Source organism: Streptomyces sp. NPDC048659 (assembly GCF_040650575.1).
Taxonomy (GTDB): Bacteria; Actinomycetota; Actinomycetes; order Streptomycetales; family Streptomycetaceae; genus Streptomyces.
On sequence record NZ_JBEZHM010000061.1, the window covers coordinates 23,244 to 43,922 of the forward strand.

The 20,679-nt window shown below is 73.7% G+C and carries 17 protein-coding genes; 7 read left to right on the plus strand and 10 right to left on the minus strand.

The features are described 5' to 3' along the window. Window positions 1-14 precede the first annotated feature (14 nt). The 3 genes from AB0C99_RS32840 (at window position 15) to AB0C99_RS32850 (ending at window position 5,240) form a co-directional block, all read left to right on the plus strand. Complete coding sequence (locus AB0C99_RS32840) at window positions 15-1,454, plus strand: FGGY family carbohydrate kinase (protein WP_362483058.1); 1,440 nt, start codon at window positions 15-17, stop codon at window positions 1,452-1,454. Between the two features lie 127 nt (window positions 1,455-1,581). Beyond that, window positions 1,582-3,315 (plus strand): ABC transporter ATP-binding protein, encoded by a 1,734-nt coding sequence (locus AB0C99_RS32845; RefSeq protein ID WP_362483060.1) that lies wholly within the window; start codon window positions 1,582-1,584, stop codon window positions 3,313-3,315. Beyond that, on the plus strand, window positions 3,315-5,240 hold the full coding sequence (locus tag AB0C99_RS32850) for an ABC transporter ATP-binding protein (RefSeq protein ID WP_362483062.1): 1,926 nt from the start codon (window positions 3,315-3,317) through the stop codon (window positions 5,238-5,240). Before AB0C99_RS32845 ends, AB0C99_RS32850 begins: the two co-directional genes overlap by 1 nt. Window positions 5,241-5,262: 22 nt before the next feature. On the opposite strand, the gene AB0C99_RS32855 is transcribed toward AB0C99_RS32850, so the two are convergent. The 5 genes from AB0C99_RS32855 to AB0C99_RS32875 all read right to left on the minus strand — a co-directional run bounded on the left by AB0C99_RS32855 (window position 5,263) and on the right by AB0C99_RS32875 (window position 11,922). Then, window positions 5,263-6,378, minus strand: a complete 1,116-nt coding sequence (locus AB0C99_RS32855) for an RNA polymerase sigma factor (protein ID WP_362483063.1) — start codon at window positions 6,376-6,378, stop codon at window positions 5,263-5,265. Between the two features lie 70 nt (window positions 6,379-6,448). Further along, a complete protein-coding gene (gene dnaG, locus AB0C99_RS32860; protein ID WP_362483065.1) occupies window positions 6,449-8,356 on the minus strand; it encodes a DNA primase in 1,908 nt (635 codons plus the stop codon). 22 nt (window positions 8,357-8,378) lie between these two features. Further along, window positions 8,379-9,641, minus strand: coding sequence for an FAD-dependent oxidoreductase (locus AB0C99_RS32865; RefSeq protein ID WP_362483067.1), 1,263 nt, complete (start codon window positions 9,639-9,641; stop codon window positions 8,379-8,381). A 128-nt stretch (window positions 9,642-9,769) separates the two neighbouring features. Beyond that, window positions 9,770-11,083 carry a deoxyguanosinetriphosphate triphosphohydrolase gene (locus AB0C99_RS32870; RefSeq protein WP_362483086.1) on the minus strand — a complete coding sequence of 438 codons (1,314 nt, stop codon included), beginning with the start codon at window positions 11,081-11,083 and terminating at the stop codon, window positions 9,770-9,772. Window positions 11,084-11,211: 128 nt separating this feature from the next. Next, the gene (locus AB0C99_RS32875) at window positions 11,212-11,922 is read right to left on the minus strand and encodes a hypothetical protein (protein ID WP_362483088.1); all 711 of its coding nucleotides are present in this window, start codon (window positions 11,920-11,922) and stop codon (window positions 11,212-11,214) included. A gap of 80 nt (window positions 11,923-12,002) precedes the next feature. Between AB0C99_RS32875 and AB0C99_RS32880 the strand changes: the two genes are divergently transcribed. Then, window positions 12,003-12,788 (plus strand): aquaporin, encoded by a 786-nt coding sequence (locus AB0C99_RS32880; protein ID WP_362483069.1) that lies wholly within the window; start codon window positions 12,003-12,005, stop codon window positions 12,786-12,788. A 52-nt stretch (window positions 12,789-12,840) separates the two neighbouring features. Continuing rightward, window positions 12,841-13,530 carry an ElyC/SanA/YdcF family protein gene (locus tag AB0C99_RS32885; protein WP_362483071.1) on the plus strand — a complete coding sequence of 230 codons (690 nt, stop codon included), beginning with the start codon at window positions 12,841-12,843 and terminating at the stop codon, window positions 13,528-13,530. Between the two features lie 27 nt (window positions 13,531-13,557). On the opposite strand, the gene AB0C99_RS32890 is transcribed toward AB0C99_RS32885, so the two are convergent. The 5 genes from AB0C99_RS32890 to AB0C99_RS32910 form a co-directional block, all read right to left on the minus strand. Next, the gene (locus AB0C99_RS32890) at window positions 13,558-13,959 is read right to left on the minus strand and encodes a gamma-glutamylcyclotransferase family protein (protein ID WP_362483073.1); all 402 of its coding nucleotides are present in this window, start codon (window positions 13,957-13,959) and stop codon (window positions 13,558-13,560) included. Then, window positions 13,956-14,282: a divalent-cation tolerance protein CutA gene (cutA, locus tag AB0C99_RS32895; protein WP_362483075.1), complete on the minus strand. Its 327-nt coding sequence runs from the start codon at window positions 14,280-14,282 to the stop codon at window positions 13,956-13,958. Before cutA ends, AB0C99_RS32890 begins: the two co-directional genes overlap by 4 nt. Window positions 14,283-14,389: 107 nt before the next feature. Then, window positions 14,390-16,315 (minus strand): ABC transporter ATP-binding protein, encoded by a 1,926-nt coding sequence (locus AB0C99_RS32900; RefSeq protein ID WP_362483076.1) that lies wholly within the window; start codon window positions 16,313-16,315, stop codon window positions 14,390-14,392. After that, window positions 16,312-18,195, minus strand: a complete 1,884-nt coding sequence (locus AB0C99_RS32905) for an ABC transporter ATP-binding protein (RefSeq protein ID WP_362483078.1) — start codon at window positions 18,193-18,195, stop codon at window positions 16,312-16,314. The genes AB0C99_RS32900 and AB0C99_RS32905 overlap by 4 nt, the downstream gene beginning before the upstream one ends. Before the next feature lie 18 nt (window positions 18,196-18,213). Continuing rightward, the gene (locus AB0C99_RS32910; RefSeq protein WP_362483080.1) at window positions 18,214-18,813 is read right to left on the minus strand and encodes an NAD(P)H-dependent oxidoreductase; all 600 of its coding nucleotides are present in this window, start codon (window positions 18,811-18,813) and stop codon (window positions 18,214-18,216) included. Window positions 18,814-18,881: 68 nt separating this feature from the next. On the opposite strand from AB0C99_RS32910, the gene AB0C99_RS32915 reads away from it, so the two are divergent. Together AB0C99_RS32915 and AB0C99_RS32920 are read left to right on the plus strand one after the other, a co-directional pair. Next, window positions 18,882-19,745, plus strand: coding sequence for an aminotransferase class IV (locus AB0C99_RS32915; RefSeq protein ID WP_362483082.1), 864 nt, complete (start codon window positions 18,882-18,884; stop codon window positions 19,743-19,745). Between the two features lie 276 nt (window positions 19,746-20,021). After that, complete coding sequence (locus tag AB0C99_RS32920) at window positions 20,022-20,564, plus strand: hypothetical protein (protein ID WP_362483084.1); 543 nt, start codon at window positions 20,022-20,024, stop codon at window positions 20,562-20,564. The last annotated feature ends 115 nt before the right edge of the window (window positions 20,565-20,679 follow it).

Below are 20,679 nucleotides of genomic sequence, written 5' to 3' on the forward strand. Positions count from 1 at the left end.
CAGAATCATGTGTCATGGGGATAGTCGCCGGACTCGACAGTTCTTCGGATTCCACCCGCATCGTCGTCTGTGACGCCGATACGGGCGCCGTGCTGCGCCAGGGCCATGCCCCGCACCCGGTCGATCCCAAGGCCCCCGACGTCGACCCGCAGGCGTGGCTGCTCTCGCTCGGCGAGGCCGCCACCGGCGGGCTGCTCGAAGGTGTCGAGGCCATCGGGGTCGCGGCGCAGCAGCACGGGCTCGTCCCGCTCGACCCGCAGGGCGCCCTGGTGCGGCCCGCGCTGGTCGGCAACGACAAGCGGGCCCAGGTCGCCGCCGCCGACCTGGTGGAGGGGCTCGGCGGCCGGTCCGCCTGGGCCGAGGCCGTCGGCGTCGTCCCGCACTCCGGGCTCCCGCTGGCCAAGCTGCGCTGGCTCGCCCGCACCGAGCCCGAGCACGCCCAGCGGGTCGCGATGCTCCTCCAGCCGCACGACTGGCTCGTCTGGCAGCTCCTCGGCCGCCCCGCCCGCCGCACCACCGACCGCGGCGCCGCCTCCGCCACCGGCTACTGGTCCGCCCGCGGCAACACCTACCGCCCCGACCTCGTCGAGCTGGCCCTCGGCCACCAGGCCGTGCTCCCCGAGGTGCTCGGCCCCGCCGAGGCCGCCGGCACCACGCCCGAGGGGCTGCTGATCTCCGCCGGCACCGGCGAGACGATGGCCGCCGCCCTCGGGCTCGGGCTCGGCGCCGGCGACGCCGTCGTCTCCCTCGGCGCCTCCGGCTCCGTCATGGCCGTCCACCAAGAGGCGCTCAGCGACCCGGCCGGCGCCATCACCTCCTTCGCCGACGCCACCGGGATGCACCTGCCGGTCGTGCACACCTCGAACGCCGTGCGCGCGCTGCGCGGCACCGCCGAGATGCTCGGCGCGGAGTCGCTGGACGAGCTCTCGGCGCTCGCCCTCAAGTCCACCGCCGGCGCCTCCGGGCTCGTCCTGCTCCCCTATCTGGAGGGCGAGCGCACCCCGAGCCTCCCGCACACCGCCGGCACCCTCTCCGGGCTGCGCCGCGAGTCGATGAAGCCCGAGCACCTGGCCCGCGCCGCCTTCGAGGGGATGCTCTGCTCCCTCGCCGACGCCATGGACGTGCTGCGCGGCCGGGGCGTCGAGGTGCGCCGGGTGTTCCTGCTCGGGGCCGCCGCCGGGCTGCCCGCCGTGCAGGCCCTCGCGCCCGCGCTGTTCGGCGCGCAGGTCGTCGTCCCCCAGCCGGCCGACTACGCGGCGCTCGGCGCCGCCCGGCAGGCCGCGTGGGCGCTCGGGGTGTCCCGGGGCACGCTCTCCCCGGCCGCTCCCCCGGCCTGGCAGGGCGCCGCCGCCCAGGTCTTCGAGCCGGGCGAGGAGCTCGCCGTCGGGCAGGCCGTGCGGCAGCAGTACATCGCCACCAGGGAGCAGATCCACCCCGGGGCCTTCGGCGGGTGACGGCCGGGGCCTCGGGCCCGCCGGGACGGGACCTGTGGCCTCCGCTTCGTAAAGACTTGGCCAGGGCTGCCGTGGGGCCCGGAAACCGAGTCGTAACGCCGGACCGGTGCGGGCGATAGTAGAACCCGTGCTCATAAGACTCCTCCGAACCCACCTTCGGCCGTACCGAAAACCGATCGCCCTGCTCGTGGTGCTGCAGCTGCTGCAGACCAGCGCCACGCTCTACCTGCCGACCCTGAACGCCGACATCATCGACAACGGTGTCGTCAGCGGGGACACCGGCTACATCCTGCGGTTCGGCGCGCTGATGATCGGCGTGTCCGTGATCCAGGTCGTCTGCAACATAGGGGCCGTCTACTTCGGTGCCCGCACGGCCTCCGCGCTCGGGCGGGACGTGCGCGCCGCCGTCTTCGACCGGGTGCAGTCCTTCTCCTCCCGCGAGGTCGGGCAGTTCGGCGCGCCCTCGCTGATCACCCGTACGACCAATGACGTGCAGCAGGTCCAGATGCTGGTCCTGATGGCGTTCACCCTGATGGTGTCCGCGCCGATCATGTGCGTCGGCGGCATCATCATGGCGCTCGGCCAGGACGTGCCGCTGTCGGCCGTGCTGCTCGCCGTGGTGCCGGTGCTCGGCATCGCCGTCTCGCTGATCGTGCGGAGGATGCGCCCGCTGTTCCGCACCATGCAGACGCGTCTCGACACCGTGAACCGGGTGCTGCGCGAGCAGATCACCGGCAACCGGGTCATCCGCGCCTTCGTGAAGGACGACTACGAGCGGGAGCGCTTCGCGGGCTCCAACGCCGAGCTGACCGAGGTGTCGATGTCGACCGGGCGCCTGATGGCGCTGATGTTCCCGACCGTGATGACGGTCGTGAACGTGTCGTCGATCGCCGTCGTCTGGTTCGGCGCGCACCGCATCGACAGCGGCGGGATGGAGATCGGCGCGCTGACCGCCTTCCTCGCGTATCTGATGCAGATCGTGATGGCGGTCATGATGGCCACCTTCATGTTCATGATGGTGCCGCGGGCCGAGGTGTGCGCCGAGCGCATCGAGGAGGTCCTGTCGACCGAGTCCAGCGTGGTCCCGCCGGCGGCGCCGGTGACGGAGCTGGGGCGGCGCGGGCACCTGGAGGTCAGGAGCGCGGACTTCCGGTACCCGGGCGCCGAGGAGTCGGTCCTCAAGGACGTCGCGCTGGTCGCCCGGCCGGGTGAGACCACCGCGATCATCGGCTCGACCGGCAGCGGCAAGTCGACGCTGCTGGGGCTGGTGCCGCGGCTGTTCGACGTGACCGGCGGCGAGGTCCTCGTCGACGGCGTGGACGTGCGCGAGCTGGACCCGAAGCTGATGGCGAAGACGGTCAGCCTGGTCCCGCAGAAGCCGTACCTCTTCTCCGGGACGGTCGCGACGAACCTGCGGTACGGGAAGCCGGACGCCACCGACGAGGAGCTCTGGCACGCGCTGGAGGTCGCCCAGGCGGCCGACTTCGTGCGGAAGCTGGAGGCGGGGCTGAACGCGCCGATCGCGCAGGGCGGCACGAACGTGTCCGGCGGGCAGCGGCAGCGGCTCGCGATCGCCCGCACGCTGGTGCAGCGGCCGGAGATCTACCTCTTCGACGACTCCTTCTCCGCGCTCGACTACGAGACGGACGCCCTGCTGCGGGCGGCGCTCTCCGAGGAGACCTCCGACGCGACGGTGGTCATCGTCGCCCAGCGGGTGTCGACCATCCGGGACGCCGACCGGATCGTGGTCCTCGACGAGGGCCGGGTCGTGGGCACCGGACGGCATCACGAGCTGATGGCGGAGAACGAGACGTACCGGGAGATCGTGCTCTCCCAGCTGACCGAGGCGGAGGCAGCCTGATGGCCGGTCCACGTATGCCCATGGCCGGAACCGGCCCCGATGCCAAGTCGATGGACTTCAAGGGCTCCGGCAAGCGGCTGCTCGCCCAGCTCGCGCCGGAGCGGGGCTCGCTGTGGGTGATGCTGATCGCCGGCGTGCTGTCGGTGGCGGCCTCGGTGGTCGGGCCGAAGATCCTCGGCAAGGCGACCGACCTGATCTTCGCGGGTGTGGTCGGGCGGCAGATGCCCGAGGGCGCCACGAAGCAGCAGGCCCTGGACGCGCTGCGGGCCAAGGGCGACTCCGGGATGGCGGACATGCTGGGCGGGGTGGACTTCACGCCCGGCCACGGCATCGACTTCACGGCGGTCGGCGAGGTGCTCGGCGTCACGCTGGGCGTCTATCTGCTGGCCGGTCTGCTGATGCTGGTGTCGACCCGCATGTCGATCAAGGTGATCAACCGGACCGTGTACCGGATGCGCGAGGACGTGCAGACGAAGCTGGCGCGGCTGCCGCTGTCGTACTTCGACAAGGCCAAGCGCGGTGAGGTGCTGTCCCGGGCGACCAACGACATCGACAACATCTCGCAGACGCTCCAGCAGTCGATGGGCCAGCTGATCAACTCGCTGCTGACCATCGTGGGCGTGCTCGTGATGATGTTCTGGATCTCGCCGCTGCTGGCCCTGGTGGCGCTGGTGACGGTGCCGATCTCGGTGGTGGTCGCCACGAAGATCGGCAAGCGGTCGCAGCCGCACTTCGTGCAGCAGTGGAAGTCCACGGGCAAGCTCAACGCCCATGTCGAGGAGATGTACACCGGCCACACGCTGGTGAAGGTCTTCGGCCGGCAGGAGGAGTCCGGGCAGGACTTCCACGAGCAGAACCAGGCGCTGTACGAGGCCGGGTTCAAGGCGCAGTTCAACAGCGGCGTGATGCAGCCGGTGATGCTGTTCGTGTCGAACCTGAACTACGTCCTGGTGGCCGTGGTGGGTGGTCTGCGGGTCGCGAGCGGCAGCCTGTCCATCGGTGACGTGCAGGCGTTCATCCAGTACTCCCGGCAGTTCTCGATGCCGCTGACCCAGGTCGCCTCGATGGCGAACCTGGTGCAGTCCGGGGTCGCCTCGGCCGAGCGGATCTTCGAGCTGCTCGACGCCGAGGAGCAGGCGCCGGACGGGCCCGCCACCGTCAAGCCGGCGGACCTCAAGGGCAAGGTCGCCCTGGAGGGCGTGTCCTTCCGCTACGAGGCCGACAAGCCGCTCATCGAGGACCTGTCGCTCGCGGTGGAGCCGGGCCAGACGGTCGCGATCGTCGGCCCGACCGGCGCCGGCAAGACGACCCTGGTCAACCTGCTCATGCGGTTCTACGAGGTGACCGGCGGGCGGATCACGCTCGACGGCGTCGACATCGCGAAGATGGCCCGCGAGGACCTGCGCGAGGGCATCGGCATGGTCCTCCAGGACACCTGGCTCTTCGGCGGCACCATCGCCGAGAACATCGCGTACGGCACCACGCGCGAGGTGAGCCGGGCGGAGATCGAGGAGGCGGCGAAGGCGGCCCACGCGGACCGCTTCATCCGCACCCTGCCGCAGGGCTACGACACGGTCATCGACGACGACGGGGCCGGTGTCAGCGCCGGCGAGAAGCAGCTGATCACCATCGCGCGGGCGTTCCTGTCCGACCCGGTGATCCTGGTCCTCGACGAGGCGACCAGCTCGGTCGACACCCGGACCGAGGTGCTGATCCAGAAGGCGATGGCGCGGCTCGCCCACGGGCGGACCAGCTTCGTGATCGCGCACCGGCTCTCCACCATCCGGGACGCGGACGTGATCCTGGTGATGGAGAACGGCTCGATCGTGGAGCAGGGCACGCACGAGGAGCTGCTGGCCTCGGGCGGCGCCTACGCGCGGCTGTACGCGGCCCAGTTCGCGCAGGCGGTCGCCGAGGTCGACTGACGGGCCGGGCCGCCGGTCACGGTCAGTCGAGGTAGCCGCGCAGCTGGTCGGCGTAGGCATGGTCCCGCAGCTTGTTGAGGGTCTTGGACTCGATCTGGCGGATGCGTTCGCGCGTCACGCCGAAGAGCTGTCCGATCTCCTCCAGGGTGCGGGGCCTGCCGTCGTCGAGGCCGTAGCGGAGCTGGACGACCTTGCGTTCGCGTTCGCCGAGGGTGGAGAGCACCGCCTCCAGGTGTTCGCGCAGCAGCAGGAAGGCGGCGGACTCGACGGGGGACGCGGCGTCGCCGTCCTCGATGAGGTCGCCGAGGGCGACGTCCTCCTCCTCGCCGACGGGGGCGTGCAGCGAGACCGGCTCCTGGGCGAGCCGCAGCACCTCCCCGACCCGTTCGGGCGCGAGGTCGAGCTGGGCGGCGACCTCCTCGGCGGTGGGCTCGTAGCCCCGCTCCTGGAGCATCCGGCGCTGGACCCGGACGACCCGGTTGATGAGCTCGACGACGTGCACCGGGACGCGGATGGTGCGGGCCTGGTCGGCGAGGGCCCGGGACATGGCCTGGCGGATCCACCAGGTCGCGTACGTGGAGAACTTGTAGCCCCGCGCGTAGTCGAACTTCTCGACGGCGCGGATCAGGCCCAGATTGCCCTCCTGGACCAGGTCGAGCATGGTCAGGCCGCGGCCGACGTACCGCTTGGCGACGGAGACGACGAGGCGCAGATTGGCCTCGATGAGGCGGCGCTTGGCGATCCGGCCGAGCACCACGAGCCGGTCCAGGTCGAGCGCGAGCCGGGTGTCCAGGTGCGGGGTGCGGGCCAGCTTCTCCTCGGCGAAGAGCCCGGCCTCGACCCGGCGGGCGAGCTCCACCTCCTCCTCGGCGGTGAGCAGCGGCACCCGGCCTATCTCGCGCAGGTACTGCCGGAAGAGGTCGGAGGAGGGGCTGCCGGCGCCTGGGTCGGGGCGGCGGCGCTGGGGCGGTGTCCCGGCCTCGCGCTCGACGGCGCCGAGTTCGGCCGGGGTGGGGTCCTGGGACACGGTGACGGTCTGGGTCTGCACGGGGGGCGACCTCCAGGGTGGGTGATCGCTGCCGGTTCGGGGGCGTGACGGCAGCGGGACTGCACCGTCACCCAGTGTGCGGTACGACACATCGCCGCCACGAGGGGCGTGCGGTGACTTTTTGAGTCCGGTCCGTGACCGAACGTGCGGCCCCGGCCCGTCAGAGGGCGGCGGCGCCCTGGTTGCGCAGCGACTGCCCGTACTGGGTGAGGACCCACAGCTCGTTCTGCACGGCCGCGATCCGCGCGGGGTCGCCCTGGGCGCCGAGCCGGGCCAGGGTGCCCTGGACGTCGCGGATGCGGCGGTCGACGGCGCGCAGCCGGACGGTGACGAGCTGGTCGCCCGCGTACGCCTCGTCGACGGTCCTGGCGAAGATCGTCTCGACGGCGAGTTCGGTGACGAGGGCGCGGACGGTGTCGTCGGGGGCGGCCTCGCGGACCGCGTCGAGGTAGTCGGAGGGGGCGTCGGCGGCGCCGCCCGCGTCCTGGACGCACTGGCGGACGGCCGCGTAGGGCGGGGCGGTGAACTCGTCGATCCCGTAGGCGTCGAAGGCCGGGGAGACCAGCTCGGGGCGCTGGAGGGCGAGCTTGAGCAGTTCGCGCTCGGTGCGGTGGGCGGGGCTGCGCAGGTTGAGCGCGGGCCCGGCGGGGGCGACGGGGGCCTGGACGTCGCCGTAGCCGCGCTGTGCGCGGGCGGCGCCCCGGCCGGCGGACTGGTCGGTGCCCTTGGTGCCGCCGCCGCGCTGCCAGCGGGCGATCTGGGCGACCCGGCGGACGACGAACTGGGTGTCGAGGATGCCGAGCATCCCGGCGAGCTGGACGGCGACCTCGTGCTGGGAGGCGATGTTCTTGATCCGGGCGACGATCGGGGCGGCCTCGTCGAGGGCGGCGGCCCGGCCGGAGGGGATCTCCAGGTCGTAGCGGTTCACGATCTGCCGGAGCGCGAACTCGAAGAGCGGGGTGCGCGGCTCGGCGAGGTCGCGGACGGCGTCGTCGCCCTTGGCGAGGCGCAGGTCGCAGGGGTCCATGCCGTCGGGGGCGATGGCGATGTACGTCTCGGCGGCGAACTTCTGGTCGTCCTCGAAGGCGCGCAGGGCGGCCTTCTGGCCGGCGGCGTCGCCGTCGAAGGTGAAGATGACGCGGGCCGAGCCGTTGTCCATGAGGAGCCGGCGGAGGATCTTGATGTGGTCGCCGCCGAAGGCGGTGCCGCAGGTGGCGATGGCGGTGGTGACGCCGGCCAGGTGGCAGGCCATGACGTCGGTGTAGCCCTCGACGACGACGGCGCGGCTGACCTTGGCGATGTCCTTCTTGGCCAGGTCGATGCCGTAGAGCACCTGGGACTTCTTGTAGATCGGGGTCTCGGGCGTGTTGAGGTACTTGGGCCCGTTGTCGTCGTCGCGGAGCTTGCGGGCGCCGAAGCCGACGACGTCGCCGCCGACGTCCTTGATCGGCCACATGAGCCGGCCGCGGAAGCGGTCGATGGGGCCGCGGCGGCCGTCCTGGGAGAGGCCGGAGGTGATCAGCTCGCGGTCGGTGAAGCCCTTGCCGCGCAGGTAGCGGGTGAGGTGGTCCCAGCCGGCCGGGGAGTAGCCGACGCCGAAGTGCTCGGCGGCGGCCTGGTCGAAGCCGCGCTCGGCGAGGAAGCGGCGTCCGATCTCGGCCTCGGCGGAGCCGAGTTGCTCGGCGTAGTACCGGGCGGCGGCCTGGTGGGCCTCGACCAGGCGGGTGCGTTCGCCGCGCTGGTGGCCGGGGTTGTAGCCGCCCTCCTCGTAGCGCAGGGTGATGCCCGCCTTGGCGGCGAGGCGCTCGACCGTCTCCGAGAAGGAGAGGTGGTCGATCTTCATCACGAAGGCGATGGTGTCGCCGCCCTCCTGGCAGCCGAAGCAGTGGAAGAGTCCCTTGCTCGGGCTGACCTGGAAGGAGGGCGACTTCTCGTCGTGGAAGGGGCACAGGCCCTTCAGGTTCCCGCCGCCCGCGTTGCGCAGCTGGAGGTACTCGGACACGACGGCGTCGATCGGGACCGCGTCCCGTACCGCCTTCACGTCGTCATCGTTGATCCTGCCTGCCACGCGTGAATTCTACGGGGACGGCTCAGCCGATCAGGCTCGCCAGCGGCACGGAGGGGTCGGCGAGGGCGTCGGGGTCCACGGCGGCACGGGAGCGGATCAGGTTCTGGACGGTCTCTGTGACGTCCCACACATTCACGTTCATCCCGGCGAGGACCCGGCCCTCGCGCAGCCAGAAGGCGATGAACTCCCGCTTCCCGGCGTCGCCGCGGATCACGACCTGGTCGTACGCGCCGGGCGGCGCCCAGCCCGAGTACTCCAGGCCGACGTCGTACTGGTCGGAGAAGAAGTAGGGGACGCGGTCGTAGGAGACGGTCTGGCCGAGCATGGCGCGGGCGGCGGCGGGGCCCCCGTTGAGCGCGTTGGCCCAGTGCTCGACGCGCAGCCGGGTGTGCAGCGACGGGTGGTGGGCGGCGGCCACGTCGCCGGCGGCGAAGATGTCGGGGTCGGAGGTGCGCAGCGACTCGTCGACGGCGATGCCGCCGCCGTCGGCGCGGTCGACGAGGGCGAGCCCGGCGGTCTCGGCGAGGGCGGTGCGCGGGGCGGCGCCGACGGCGGCGAGCACGTCGTGGGCGGGGTGCTCCTCGCCGTCGTCGGTGCGGACGGCGAGGACCATGCCGTCCTGGCCGGTGATCTCGGTGATCCTGGCGCCGAAGTGGAAGCGGACGCCGCGCTCGGCGTGCAGGTCGGCGAAGAGCTGGCCGAGCTCGGGGCCGAGGACGTGGTGCAGCGGGGTGGCGGCGGGCTCGATGACGGTGACCTCGGCGCCGTACTCGCGGGCGGCGGCGGCGACCTCCAGGCCGATCCAGCCGGCGCCGGCGATCACCAGGTGCCCGTTGTCCCGGCCGAGGGCGGCGAGGACGTGGCGCAGCCGGTCGGCGTGGGCGAGGCGGCGCAGGTGGTGGACGCCGGCCAGGCCGGTGCCGGGGACGTCGAGGCGGCGCGGCTCGGAGCCGGTGGCGAGGAGCAGCTTGTCGTAGCGGATCACGGTGCCGTCGCCGAGGCGGACCGTGCGGGCCTCGCGGTCGACGGAGACGACGGTCTGGCCGAGGTGGAGCTCGATGTCGGCCTGCGCGTACCAGGCGGGCTCGTGGACGAAGACGGAGTCGCGGTCCTCCTTGCCGAGGAGGTAGCCCTTGGAGAGCGGCGGGCGTTCGTAGGGGTGGTCGCGTTCGTCGCCGATGAGGATCACCCGGCCGGTGAACCCCTCGGCGCGCAGCGTCTCCGCGGCCTTGGCTCCGGCGAGCCCCCCGCCGACGATGACGAAGGTCTGATCTGCGTCGACCACGTTCATTCCTCCTCGTTGCGACCGGTTCACTACGCTACGCCCCCCTGCCCGGCGCGGGCCGTCCGCCTCGGGGCGTGGATGCGAGGGTCCCGCACGAGCGAGGGGCACCGGAAGGGGGCGAACGGCCCTTACGGTCGCTGGGCGCGGAAGCGTGCGTGGAGGCTGCGGGCGGAGGCGTCGGTGAGGGAGGCGATCTGATCGACGATCACCCGCTTGCGGGAACGGTCGTCGGCCGCGCTGACGTACAGGGCGCGGAACTGGGGGTCGAGCCCCTCGGGGGCGCGGGCGGTGAGCGCGTCGGCGAGCTCGGCGAGGACGATCCGCTGGTCGGCGCGGAGGGCCTCCTGCTCGGCGCGCTGCATCACGTACCGGTCGGCGACGGCCTTGAGGACCGCGCATTCGTTGCGGGTCTCGCGGGGGACGACGAGCTCGGCGCCGTAGCGGGTGAGACGGCCGGAGCCGAACGCCTGCCGGGTGGCCCCCTCGGCGGCGAGGCAGAAGCGGCCGATGAGCTGGCTGGTGGCGTCCTTGAGGCGGGCCTGGGCGACGGCCGAGCCGTCGTAGCCGTGCGGCCACCAGTCCTGGTCGACGAGGCGGTCGAGGGCGTCGGCGAGCTCCTGCGGGTCGGTGTCCTCGGGTACGTAGCGGCCGAGGGCGACGGCCCAGATGTCGGCGCGCTCGGGCTCGGCGAGCAGCATGTTCGGGTCGATGTGGCCGGCGTGCAGGCCGTCCTCGAAGTCGTGCACCGAGTAGGCCACGTCGTCGGACCAGTCCATGACCTGGGCCTCGAAGCACTTGCGGTGGGCGGGGGCGCCGGCCCGGATCCAGGCGAAGACGGGCAGGTCGTCCTCGTACACGCCGAACTTGGGCGAGCCGGGGTCGGTGGGGTGGCCGCCTCGGCCCCAGGGGTACTTGGTGGCGGCGTCGAGGGCGGCGCGGGTGAGGTTGAGCCCGACGCTGACCTGGGCGCCGGTGGCGGGGTCGGTGACGAAGCGCTTGGGCTCGATGCGGGTGAGCAGGCGCAGCGACTGGGCGTTGCCCTCGAAGCCGCCGCAGTCCTTGGCGAAGTCGTTGAGCGCCTGCTCGCCGTTGTGCCCGAAGGGCGGGTGGCCCATGTCGTGGGCGAGGCAGGCGGCTTCGACGAGGTCGGGGTCGCAGCCGAGGGCGGCGCCGAGCTCGCGGCCGACCTGGGCGCACTCCAGGGAGTGGGTGAGCCGGGTCCGGGGGCTGGCGTCCCAGGCGTGGCTGAGGGTGCCGGGGGTGACGACCTGGGTCTTGCCGGCCAGCCTGCGCAGCGCGGCGGAGTGCAGGACGCGGGCCCGGTCGCGCTGGAAGGCGGTGCGACCGGGGCGCTTGTCGGGCTCGGCGGCCCAGCGCGCGGTGGCGTACGTGTCGTAGCCGGGGGTGCTGTCGGTGCCGGTGAGGACGTCGGTGCCGCTGATGCCGCTGCCGCCGTTGCCGCTGATGCCGCCGTCGGTGCTGTTGCTGCCCTTGGTGTCTCCGTTGCCTTCCATGTCTCCGACGGTAGCCGCCGGGACGGACAACCGGGACCAAGCGGCGGCGAGTTCCCCTAGGCAGCGAGCCAGATCCGCAGCGTGCCCAGCTCCGTGAAGCCCGCCGCCTTCGCGTCCGTCAGGGCGTCGCCCGACTCGTAGCCGACGACCGGGAGGCCGGGGGCGGCCTGGGCGGCGTGGGCGAGGGCGCCGGACCAGGCGTGGCCGGCGTCGACGTCGGCGACGGTGAAGAGGTTGGAGACGCCGATGACGCCGGCCGACTCGGTGAGGACGGCGCCGCCGAGGACCCGGCCGGTGGGGTCGTAGGCCCCGACGACGGTCGTGGCCGGGTCGGCGAGCAGCTCCGGCCGGAAGAGCGCGGCCTCCTCCGCGTCGCCGTCGCTCCAGGCGAGCGCCCAGGCGGCGAGGGCCTCCGGGGTGCGGACGGGGCGGTGGCCGGCGGTGATGGGGAGTTCGGGGGCCCCGACGGGGCGGTGGATCCAGTGCGCGTCGAAGAGGGGCCGGAAGTCCGGGCCGAGGTCGAGGCGCGCGTAGCTGTCCTTGACCGAGGCGCCGGGCGTGCCGAGGTCGATCGCGCCGAGCACGTCGGCGGCCGTCGCGTCCGCGTCGAGGGTGACGGCGTCCGGGTAGTAGAGCGGGGTGCGGCGCGGGCTGCTCCAGGCGCGGGTGCCGAAGGAGCCGGGCAGACCGTGGGCGCGGCACATCGTGTCGCACCAGTCGGCGTTGTTGCGGACGGCGGCGGCGAGGAGGAGGGTCGAGTCGATCATCACCAGCGGATGGTAAAGGGAGTCCCACTTCTCTCTCCTCACCATTTTTTCGTTCCGTACAACGGAATATGTTTTCCGCCATGACACTGTCGTCTCCTGCCACCGCCCCCTCGCTCTCCCGGCGCGTCACCGCCGAGTTCGCCGGCACCGCCGCCCTCCTCGCCGTCATCGTCGGCTCCGGCATCCGCGCCGACTCGCTCAGCCAGGACCTCGGCGTCCGGCTGCTCGCCAACGCCGGCGCCTCCGCCATCGGCCTCGGCCTGCTCATCACCCTCCTCGGGCCCATATCCGGCGCCCACTTCAACCCCGTCGTCACCCTCTCCGAGTGGTGGCCGAACCGCCGCGAGGGCGGCGCCGCCGAGGTCGCCTGCTACCTCGGCGCCCAGGTCGCCGGCGCCGTCGCGGGCGCCCTGCTCGCAGAGGCGATGTTCGGCCACACACCCGGCACCCTCGCCACCGAACGGCGCTCGGAGACCCACCTGTTGATCGGCGAGGCCGTCGCCACCGCCGGGCTCGTCCTCGTCATCCAGGGCCTGCGCCGCATCGGCCGCTCCTCGCTCGCCCCGGTCGCCGTCGCCGGATACATCGGCGCCGCGATCTGGGCCACCTCCTCCGGCTCCTTCGCCAACCCCGCCGCCACCGTCGGCCGCGCCTTCTCCGACTCGTTCACCGGCATCGCCCCCGGCTCCGTCGGCGCCTTCGCCGCCGCCCAGTTGCTCGGGATGGTGCTCGGCATGGGCCTGGCCGCCCTGATCTGGGGGCAGCCGCGGACCGGGCCGTCCGGACCGGCGCCCGACCCCGCGTCCGGACAGGTGCCCGGCCCGGCGAGTGAACCGAACGCCGCTCCCGCGCGTCGGAGCAGGTGACCGGCCCCGCACCGGCCACCGCACCGACCCCGCACCACCACGGAGGACCCCCATGCGCGGCGTACGCCTGCCGATTCCCCGGACCACCCGGGCCCGCCGCCGCACCGTCCAGGCCGTGATGCTCGGCGCCGTGCTCGCCCTCGCCCCCGCCACCTGGATGCACGTCACCACCGGGGACCGGCTGCGCACCACCGCGGACGTGCCCGCGCAGGACGTCGCCGTCGTCTTCGGCGCCGGGCTGTGGAAGGGGCGTCCCACCCCCTACCTCGCGCACCGGCTCGACACGGCCGCCGAGCTCTACCGCGCCGGCAAGGTCAGGGTCCTGCTCGTCACCGGCGACAACAGCCGCACCGAGTACGACGAGCCGAGCGCCATGCGCGCCTACCTGGCCGGCCGGGGCGTCCCCGACGACAAGGTCGTCAGCGACTACGCGGGCTTCGACACCTGGGACTCCTGCGTCCGCGCCAAGAAGATCTTCGGCGTGGACCGGGCCGTCCTCGTCACCCAGGACTTCCACATCAAGCGGGCCGTCGCCCTCTGCGGCGCGGCCGGGGTCGAGTCGTACGGCGTCGGCGTCCCCGAACCCCACGACTCCACCTGGTACTACGGCACCACCCGCGAGGTCGCCGCGGCGGGGAAGGCCGCCCTCGACGCGGCCCTGCGCCCCGACCCGCACTTCCTCGGCGCCCGCGAGGACGGCGTCACCGAGGCCCTCGCCGCCGCACCGCGCGCCCGGCCCTGACCGGGGCGGCGGAGACCGCCGCGGACCCTACGGCCTGTCCTTGAACTCTCGTCCGAACCAGTCGCCGCCCGCGATCACCGGACCCAGCGGGGCGCCTGGCGCCGCCAGGTACACCCAGGCGCTCACGTGCGCCCCGTCGCGGGCCCGCACCACCTGGCGCAGCAGCCGCTCGTAGCCCGCGGGCTCCTCCAGGCGGTCCAGTACGCCGAGCAGTTCGCCGTAGCGGCCGGGCGCGGCCGAGACCAGGGCGCCCGCGACCCGGCCGGGGCCGGCGACCGCGAAGGGGTAGCCGGGCCCGTCGTGCAGCAGCGCCCCCGGCAGCACCGCGTCCTCCTCGGCGCCGGTGCGGCCGAGCAGGAAGCGGTCGTGGTTGTACGCGCCGGGGCGCAGCGTCCCGTACACGAAGAAGGGCGGTTCGGCGCCGCTCACGGGGCGGTGGTCTCCCGCTCGACCCAGCGGGCGTAGTCGGCGCCCGCCCGCGCCACCGGGGTCGCGAGGAGCTCGGGCGTCTCGTAGTCGTGCGCGGCGAGCAGGTGCGCCTCCAGGGCGGCGTACCGCGCCTCGGTGGTCTTGAACTCCACCCGCCACTCCTCGGCGGTCTCGATCGCGCCCTGCCACCGGTAGACGGAGGTGACGGGCCCGGACACCTGCGCGCACGCGGCGACCCGCGCCTCGACGGACCCCCGGGCGAGGGCCTCGGCCTTGGCGCGGGCGTCGGTGGTGGTGACGACGGTGAGGATGCTGGGGATCACCCGCCCACCGTACGGCAGGGCGGCTCCGGGCCGCCGGGTCGCGCGGCGCGGCGGGCGCGGGGCTCGGCGGGGGCAGCGGCAGCGGCTGGTCCCGCCGGGGACTCCCGCTACTCCGGGGCCCCTTGGGCGAACTGCGCCGCGTGCAGCCGGGCGTAGGCGCCGTGCGCGGCCAGGAGTTCCTCGTGGCCGCCGCGCTCCGCGATCGTGCCGTTCTCCATCACCAGGATCAGGTCGGCGTCCCGGATCGTGGAGAGCCGGTGGGCGACGACGAAGCTGGTGCGGCCGGTGCGCAGGGCGGTCATGGCGCGCTGGATCAGGACCTCGGTGCGGGTGTCGACGGAGCTGGTGGCCTCGTCGAGGACGAGCACGGCGGGTTCGGCGAGGAAGGCGCGGGCGAGGGTGACGAGTTGGCGTTCGCCGGCGCTGAGTCCGCCGCCGTCCTCGTCGAGCACGGTGTCGTAGCCGTCGAGCAGGGTGCGCACGAAGCGGTCGGCGTGGGCGGCGCGGGCGGCCTCGACGATCCGTTCCCGGGAGACCTCGCCGGGGACGCCGTACGCGATGTTCTCGGCGATGGTGCCGCCGAAGAGCCAGGTGTCCTGGAGGACCATGCCGATGCCGCCGCGCAGGTCCTCGCGGGTCATCCTCGCGATGTCGACGCCGTCGAGGGTGATCCGGCCGCCGGTCAGTTCGTGGAAGCGCATGAGGAGGTTGACCAGCGTGGTCTTGCCGGCGCCGGTGGGGCCGACGATCGCTACCGTCTGGCCCGGTTCCACCGCGAGCGACAGGTCCTCGATGAGCGGCTCCCCGTCCTCGTAGCGGAAGGAGACCTTCTCGAAGGAGACCCGGCCCTCGGGGGGCGCGGGGCGGACCGGGTCGGCGGGGTCGGGGGTCTCCTCCTCCGCGTCGAGGAGGTCGAAGACCCGCTCGGCGGAGGCCACCCCGGACTGGAGCAGGTTGGCCATCGCGGCGACCTGGGTGACCGGGCCGTTGAACTCGTACGAGTACTGGATGAACGCCTGCACGTCGCCGACGGTGAGGGTGCCGCTCGCGACCCGCAGCCCGCCCGCGACGGCGATGAGGACGTAGGTGAGGTTGCCGACCAGGGTGAGGGCGGGCTGGATGAAGCCGGAGACGGCCTGGGCGCGGAAGGCGGCCCCGTACAGCTCCTCGCCGAGCTCGTCGAAGCGGCGGACGGCCTCCTCGCGGCGCCCGAAGGCGACGACCTCGGCGTGGCCGGTGACCATCTCCTCGACGTGCCCGTTGAGGCGCCCGGTGACCGCCCACTGGCGGACGAACTGGGGCTGGGCGCGGCGGCCGACGAGCGCGGCGACGCCGACGGACAGCGGCACCGTGCCGAGCACGACGAGGGCGAGCAGCGGGGAGATCCAGAACATCGCGGCGAGCACGCCGACGAGGGTGAGCAGGGCCCGGGTCATCTGGCTGAGGGCCTGCTGGAGGGTCTGGACGACGTTGTCGACGTCGTTGGTGGCGCGGGAGAGCAGTTCGCCGCGGGACTGCCGGTCGACGTGGCCGAGGGGCAGCCGGGACAGCTTGGCCTGGGCCTCGGCGCGCATCCGGTGACCGGCGCGCTGGACGACGGTGGCGGCGAGGCGCTGCTGGAGCCAGGTGAGGAGGGAGGCCGCGGCGACGACGGCGGCCGAGGCGGCGAGGGCCCGGCCGACGGCGCCGAAGTCGACGCCGCCGGGGGTGCGGGCGCCGCCGACGACGAGGTCGGTGGCGTGGCCGAGGAGCAGCGGCGAGAGGACGGACAGGGCGACGGCGAGGGCGGCGGCGGCGAGCACGGCGAGGAGCAGCGGCCGGTCGGGGGCGAGGGTGCGCAGCACGCGCAGGCCGGACGCCCGGAAGTGGAGGGAGCGTTCGAGGGCGGGAGTGGGGGCGCCGGGGGCGCGCTGGTGCGCCGGGGGGCCGACGCGGGCGGGGGTGGGTGTGGGGGCGGGGGCGGGGGTGGTTGTGGGGGCCGTCGCGGGGCCGGGCTCGGGGCCGCGGTCGCGGACGGGGGCGCTGGTGGTCATGCCGCGGTCTCCTGGTCGGCCGGGTGGGTGGGGTGGTGGTCCTGGGTGGGCTCGCGGCTGGGCTCGTGGGCCCGGGTGGGCTCGCGGCTGGGCTCGTGGGCCGGGGCGGGCTCGCGGCTGGGCACGTGCTCCCGGGCGGGCTCGTGGTCCCGGGCGGGCTCGTGGCCGGACTGGGAGCGGACGATCTCCTGGTAGGTCGGGTTGGCGGCGAGGAGTTCGGCGTGGTCGCCGGAGCCGACGACGCGGCCGTGGTCGAGGACGACGATCCGGTCCGCGTCGCGGATGGTGGAGACGCGCTGGGCGACGATGACGACGGTGGCGTCGGCGGTCTCCTTCGCGAGGGCGGCGCGCAGGCGCGCGTCGGTGGCGTTGTCGAGGGCGGAGAAGGAGTCGTCGAAGAGGTAGACCCGGGGGCGGGCGACGAGGACCCGGGCGATGGCGAGGCGCTGGCGCTGGCCGCCGGAGAGGTTGCCGCCGCCCTGGGTGACGGGCGCGTCGAGCCCCGCCGGGAGCTTGCGTACGAAGTCGGCGGCCTGAGCGACTTCCAGGGCGTGCCAGAGCTCCTCGTCGGTGGCGTCGGGCTTCCCGTACCGCAGGTTGGTGGCGACGGTGCCGGAGAAGAGGTACGGCTTCTGCGGGACGAGGCCGACGGTGCGGGCGAGCAGCGCGGGGTCGAGGGCGCGGACGTCGGTGCCGCCGAGGGTGACCCGGCCGCCGGTGGTGTCGTGGAGGCGGGGGATCAGGCCGAGGAGGGTGGACTTGCCGCTGCCGGTGGAGCCGATGACGGCGGTGGTGCGGCCGGGGCGGGCGGTGAGGGAGACGTCGGTGAGGACGGGCTGTTCGGCACCGGGGTAGCGGAAACCGACATGGTCGAGGCCGAGCAGGCCCGGGTCGCCGGCCGGGGGCCGGCGGTCGGCGGGCGGGGTGACGGAGGGGACGGTGTCGAGGAGTTCGCGGACGCGTTCGGCGCCGGCCTCGGCGCGCGGCATGTGCATGAGGAGGAAGAGGACCATCATCACGGACATGGAGATCTGGAGCAGATAGCCGAGGAAGGCGATGAGCCCGCCGGGCTGGAGGGCGCCGGAGTCGATCCGGTGGGCGCCGACCAGCACGATGCCGAGGGTGGCGAGCTGCCAGACGACGAGGACGGTCGGGAACATGACGGCCTGGAGGCGTCCGGCGCGCAGCCCGACGTCGCGCAGTTCGTCGTTGGCGGCGGCGAAGCGGCGCCGTTCGTGGCGGTCGCGGACGACGGCGCGGACGACCCGGATGCCGGTGATCTGCTCGCGGAGCAGCCGGTTGACCCGGTCGACGCGCTGCTGCATCCCCCGGAACAGGGGCCGCATCCGCAGGACGACGGCGCCGACGGCGCCGGTCATCACGGGGACGAAGAGCAGCAGCACGAGGAAGAGCGGGACGTCCTGGTCGAGGGCCATGGCGAGGCCGCCGAGGCACAGCAGGGGCGCGGGGACCAGCATGGTGAGGACGAGCACGGCGAAGGTCTGGATCTGCTGGACGTCGTTGGTGGTGCGGGTGATGAGCGAGGCGGTGCCGAAGCGGCCGGTCTCGCGGGCGGAGAAGTCCTGGACGCGGCGGAAGGTCTCGGAGCGCAGGTCGCGGGCGAGGCCCATGGCGATCCGGGCGCCGGTGTAGCCGGCGGCGCCCGCCGCCGCGGCCTGGAGGAGGGTGACGGCGAGCATGAGCCCGCCGCCGGCCAGGACGCGGGCGGTGTCGCCGCGCAGCACGCCCCGGTCGATGACGTCGGCGTTGAGGGTGGGCAGGGTGAGGGAGGCGAGCACCTGGACGAGCTGGAGCAGGACGAGTAACGCGAGCCGGGGCCGGTGGGGACCGAGCCGGGCGGCGAGGAGGCGCAGCAGCATGACGGGACGTCCTTCCGCTCAACCGGCGTACGGGCGGACGGCCTTGGCGTCGCGCAGGGCGTGGGCCCACCAGGCGAGCTGGTCGAGCATGGACTTCGCGGCGGCCTCGGTGCCCTCGGGGTCCTTGGGGGTGCCGTCCTCGTGGAAGCGGCCGTGGGCGCCGTGGAAGGAGACGGTGTCGCGGACGGTGACGGCGTGCATCTCGGCGTAGACCTGGCGGAGTTGCTCGACGGCGCGCAGGCCGCCGGACATGCCGCCGTAGGAGACGAAGCCGACGGGCTTGGCCTGCCATTCGCCGAAGTGCCAGTCGATGAGGGACTTGAGGGCGGCGGGGAAGGAGTGGTTGTACTCGGGGGTGAGGACGACGAAGGCGTCGGCGGCGGCCAGGACCGGGGTGACCTTGGCGAGTTCGGCGCGGACGGCGGGGGCGGGGGCGTGCGAGAGGGCGGTGGGGAGGTCGATCTCGGCGAGGTCGACGAGGTCGACGGCGAAGTCGTCGCGCTCGGCGGTGCGGGCGGTGAACCAGTCGGCGACGACGGGGCCGAAGCGGCCCTCGCGGTTGCTGGCGACGATGACGGCGAGACGGAGGGGGCCCTGCTGGGCGGTGGTGATGTCCATGCCGAGGATCGTGGTACCTCAAGTTTAGTTGAGGTCAAGCCCCTTTCTCCGGGCATACGGTGGGCCCCATGACCACCCCCGCCGCGCCCGGCACGCCGCCCGCCACTCCGCCTGCCACCTCGCCTGTCACCTCGCCCGCCGAGACGCCCGGCGGGGCCCCCGCCGAGACGCCCGCCGGGACGCCCGCCCTGCACATCGAGGTGGACGGCTCCCCCGCCGCCGACCCGGAGCTCCTCGCGACCCTGATGAGCGGGTACGGCCACTTCACCGCGATGCAGGTGCGCGACGGCCGGACGCAGGGCCTCGGGCTGCACCTGGAGCGCCTGGACCGGTCCACCCGCGAGCTCTTCGACCGGGGCCTGGACGGCGGCCGGGTCCGCGCCCTCGTCGGCGGCGCGCTGGAGGCGGCGGGGCGGCGGGACGCGTCCGTGCGGGTGTACGTGTACGAGGGCGCCCGCACCGTCGTGACCGTACGGGCCCCCTTCCCGCCGGACCGCACCCCGCAGGCGCTGCGCTCGGTCGCGTACTGGCGCCCCGCCGCGCACATCAAGCACCTGGGCGGCTTCGGCCAGACCTTCCACGGCGAGGCGGCCCGCCGGGCGGGCTTCGACGAGGCGCTGCTGACCGCCTCGGACGGCGAGATCGCCGAGGGCGCGGTCACCAACATCGCCTTCTGGGACGGCACTTCGGTGATCTGGCCGTCGGCGCCGTGCCTGGCCGGCATCACGATGGCCCTGCTGGCCCCGCGCCTGCCCTCGACCACCCGCCGGGTCACCCTGGCGGACCTGCCCGGCTTCCGCTCGGCCTTCGTCACGAACTCGCGGGGCATCGCGCCGGTCTCCCGGATCGACGGGGTCGAGCTCACGGTCGACGGGGAGCTGATGGACCGGGTGTACGCGGCGTACGCGGCGGCCCCGTGGGAGACCGTCTGAGGGGGCGGGGCGCGGGGGCTCCGCCGCACCCCCCTATCCCCGCACCCCCGCGCCCCCGCCCACCCGCTCACCCGCTCACCCGTTCGGCACGCCCCGTCAGCTGACACAGTGACACCCGCTCTGACCTGCGAAGACGCGTCGGCGCCAGCGGACGCGCCACACCGGACGGAGCAATTCTGATGGGACATCAGCAGGCGCGTGACCTCCGCACGCATTTATCTCGGTCCTACGGAAGCCCCTTTCCGCAAGACCGTCCGCGCGCCACGGAGGCCCCCCATGCGCCGCACCCCTGTCCCCCTGCTCACCCGCACCGCGGTGGCCGCCGTCGCCCTCGGGGCCCTCGGAGCCCTCGCCGCGCCCCTGGCGTACGCGAACAACGGCAACGACGGGCACGACGGGCGCCCCGAGGCGCTGGAGATCTTCCCGTCCTCCGCCGACCCCGGGAGCACCGTCACCGTCAACACCCTCGCCTGCGGCTCCCACGGCCACGGCGTCGGCGACGCGAACTCGCTCGGCGCGGGCGACTTCCAGCTCGACCCGAGCACGCACAAGGAGGTCGTGGTGGGCCGGTTCACCGTGCCGCACCACGCCCGCTCCGGGAGCTACGGCATCAGCGTCGCCTGCGACAACGGGCGGACCGCCCGCGGTGAGCTCTTCGTGAAGCACAAGGGCCCGAGCGGCCATGTGCAGACCGGTGTCGGCGGCAGCGTGGGCCCCGACACGGCCCAGGTCACGGCGGGCGCGGCGGTGCTGGCCGCGGCCGCCGTGGGCGGTACCTGGCTCCTGCGCCGCCGGGCGAGCGGCGCGCAGGGCGACTGACCGTACCGCCCCCGTCCCGCCCCCGCCCCGCCCGGAGCGGCTCCGCCCGACACCCCTGGGCGAGCTCGCCGCACGGCTAGGCACCGGGACCGCCGATGGGACCATGGTCACCCGC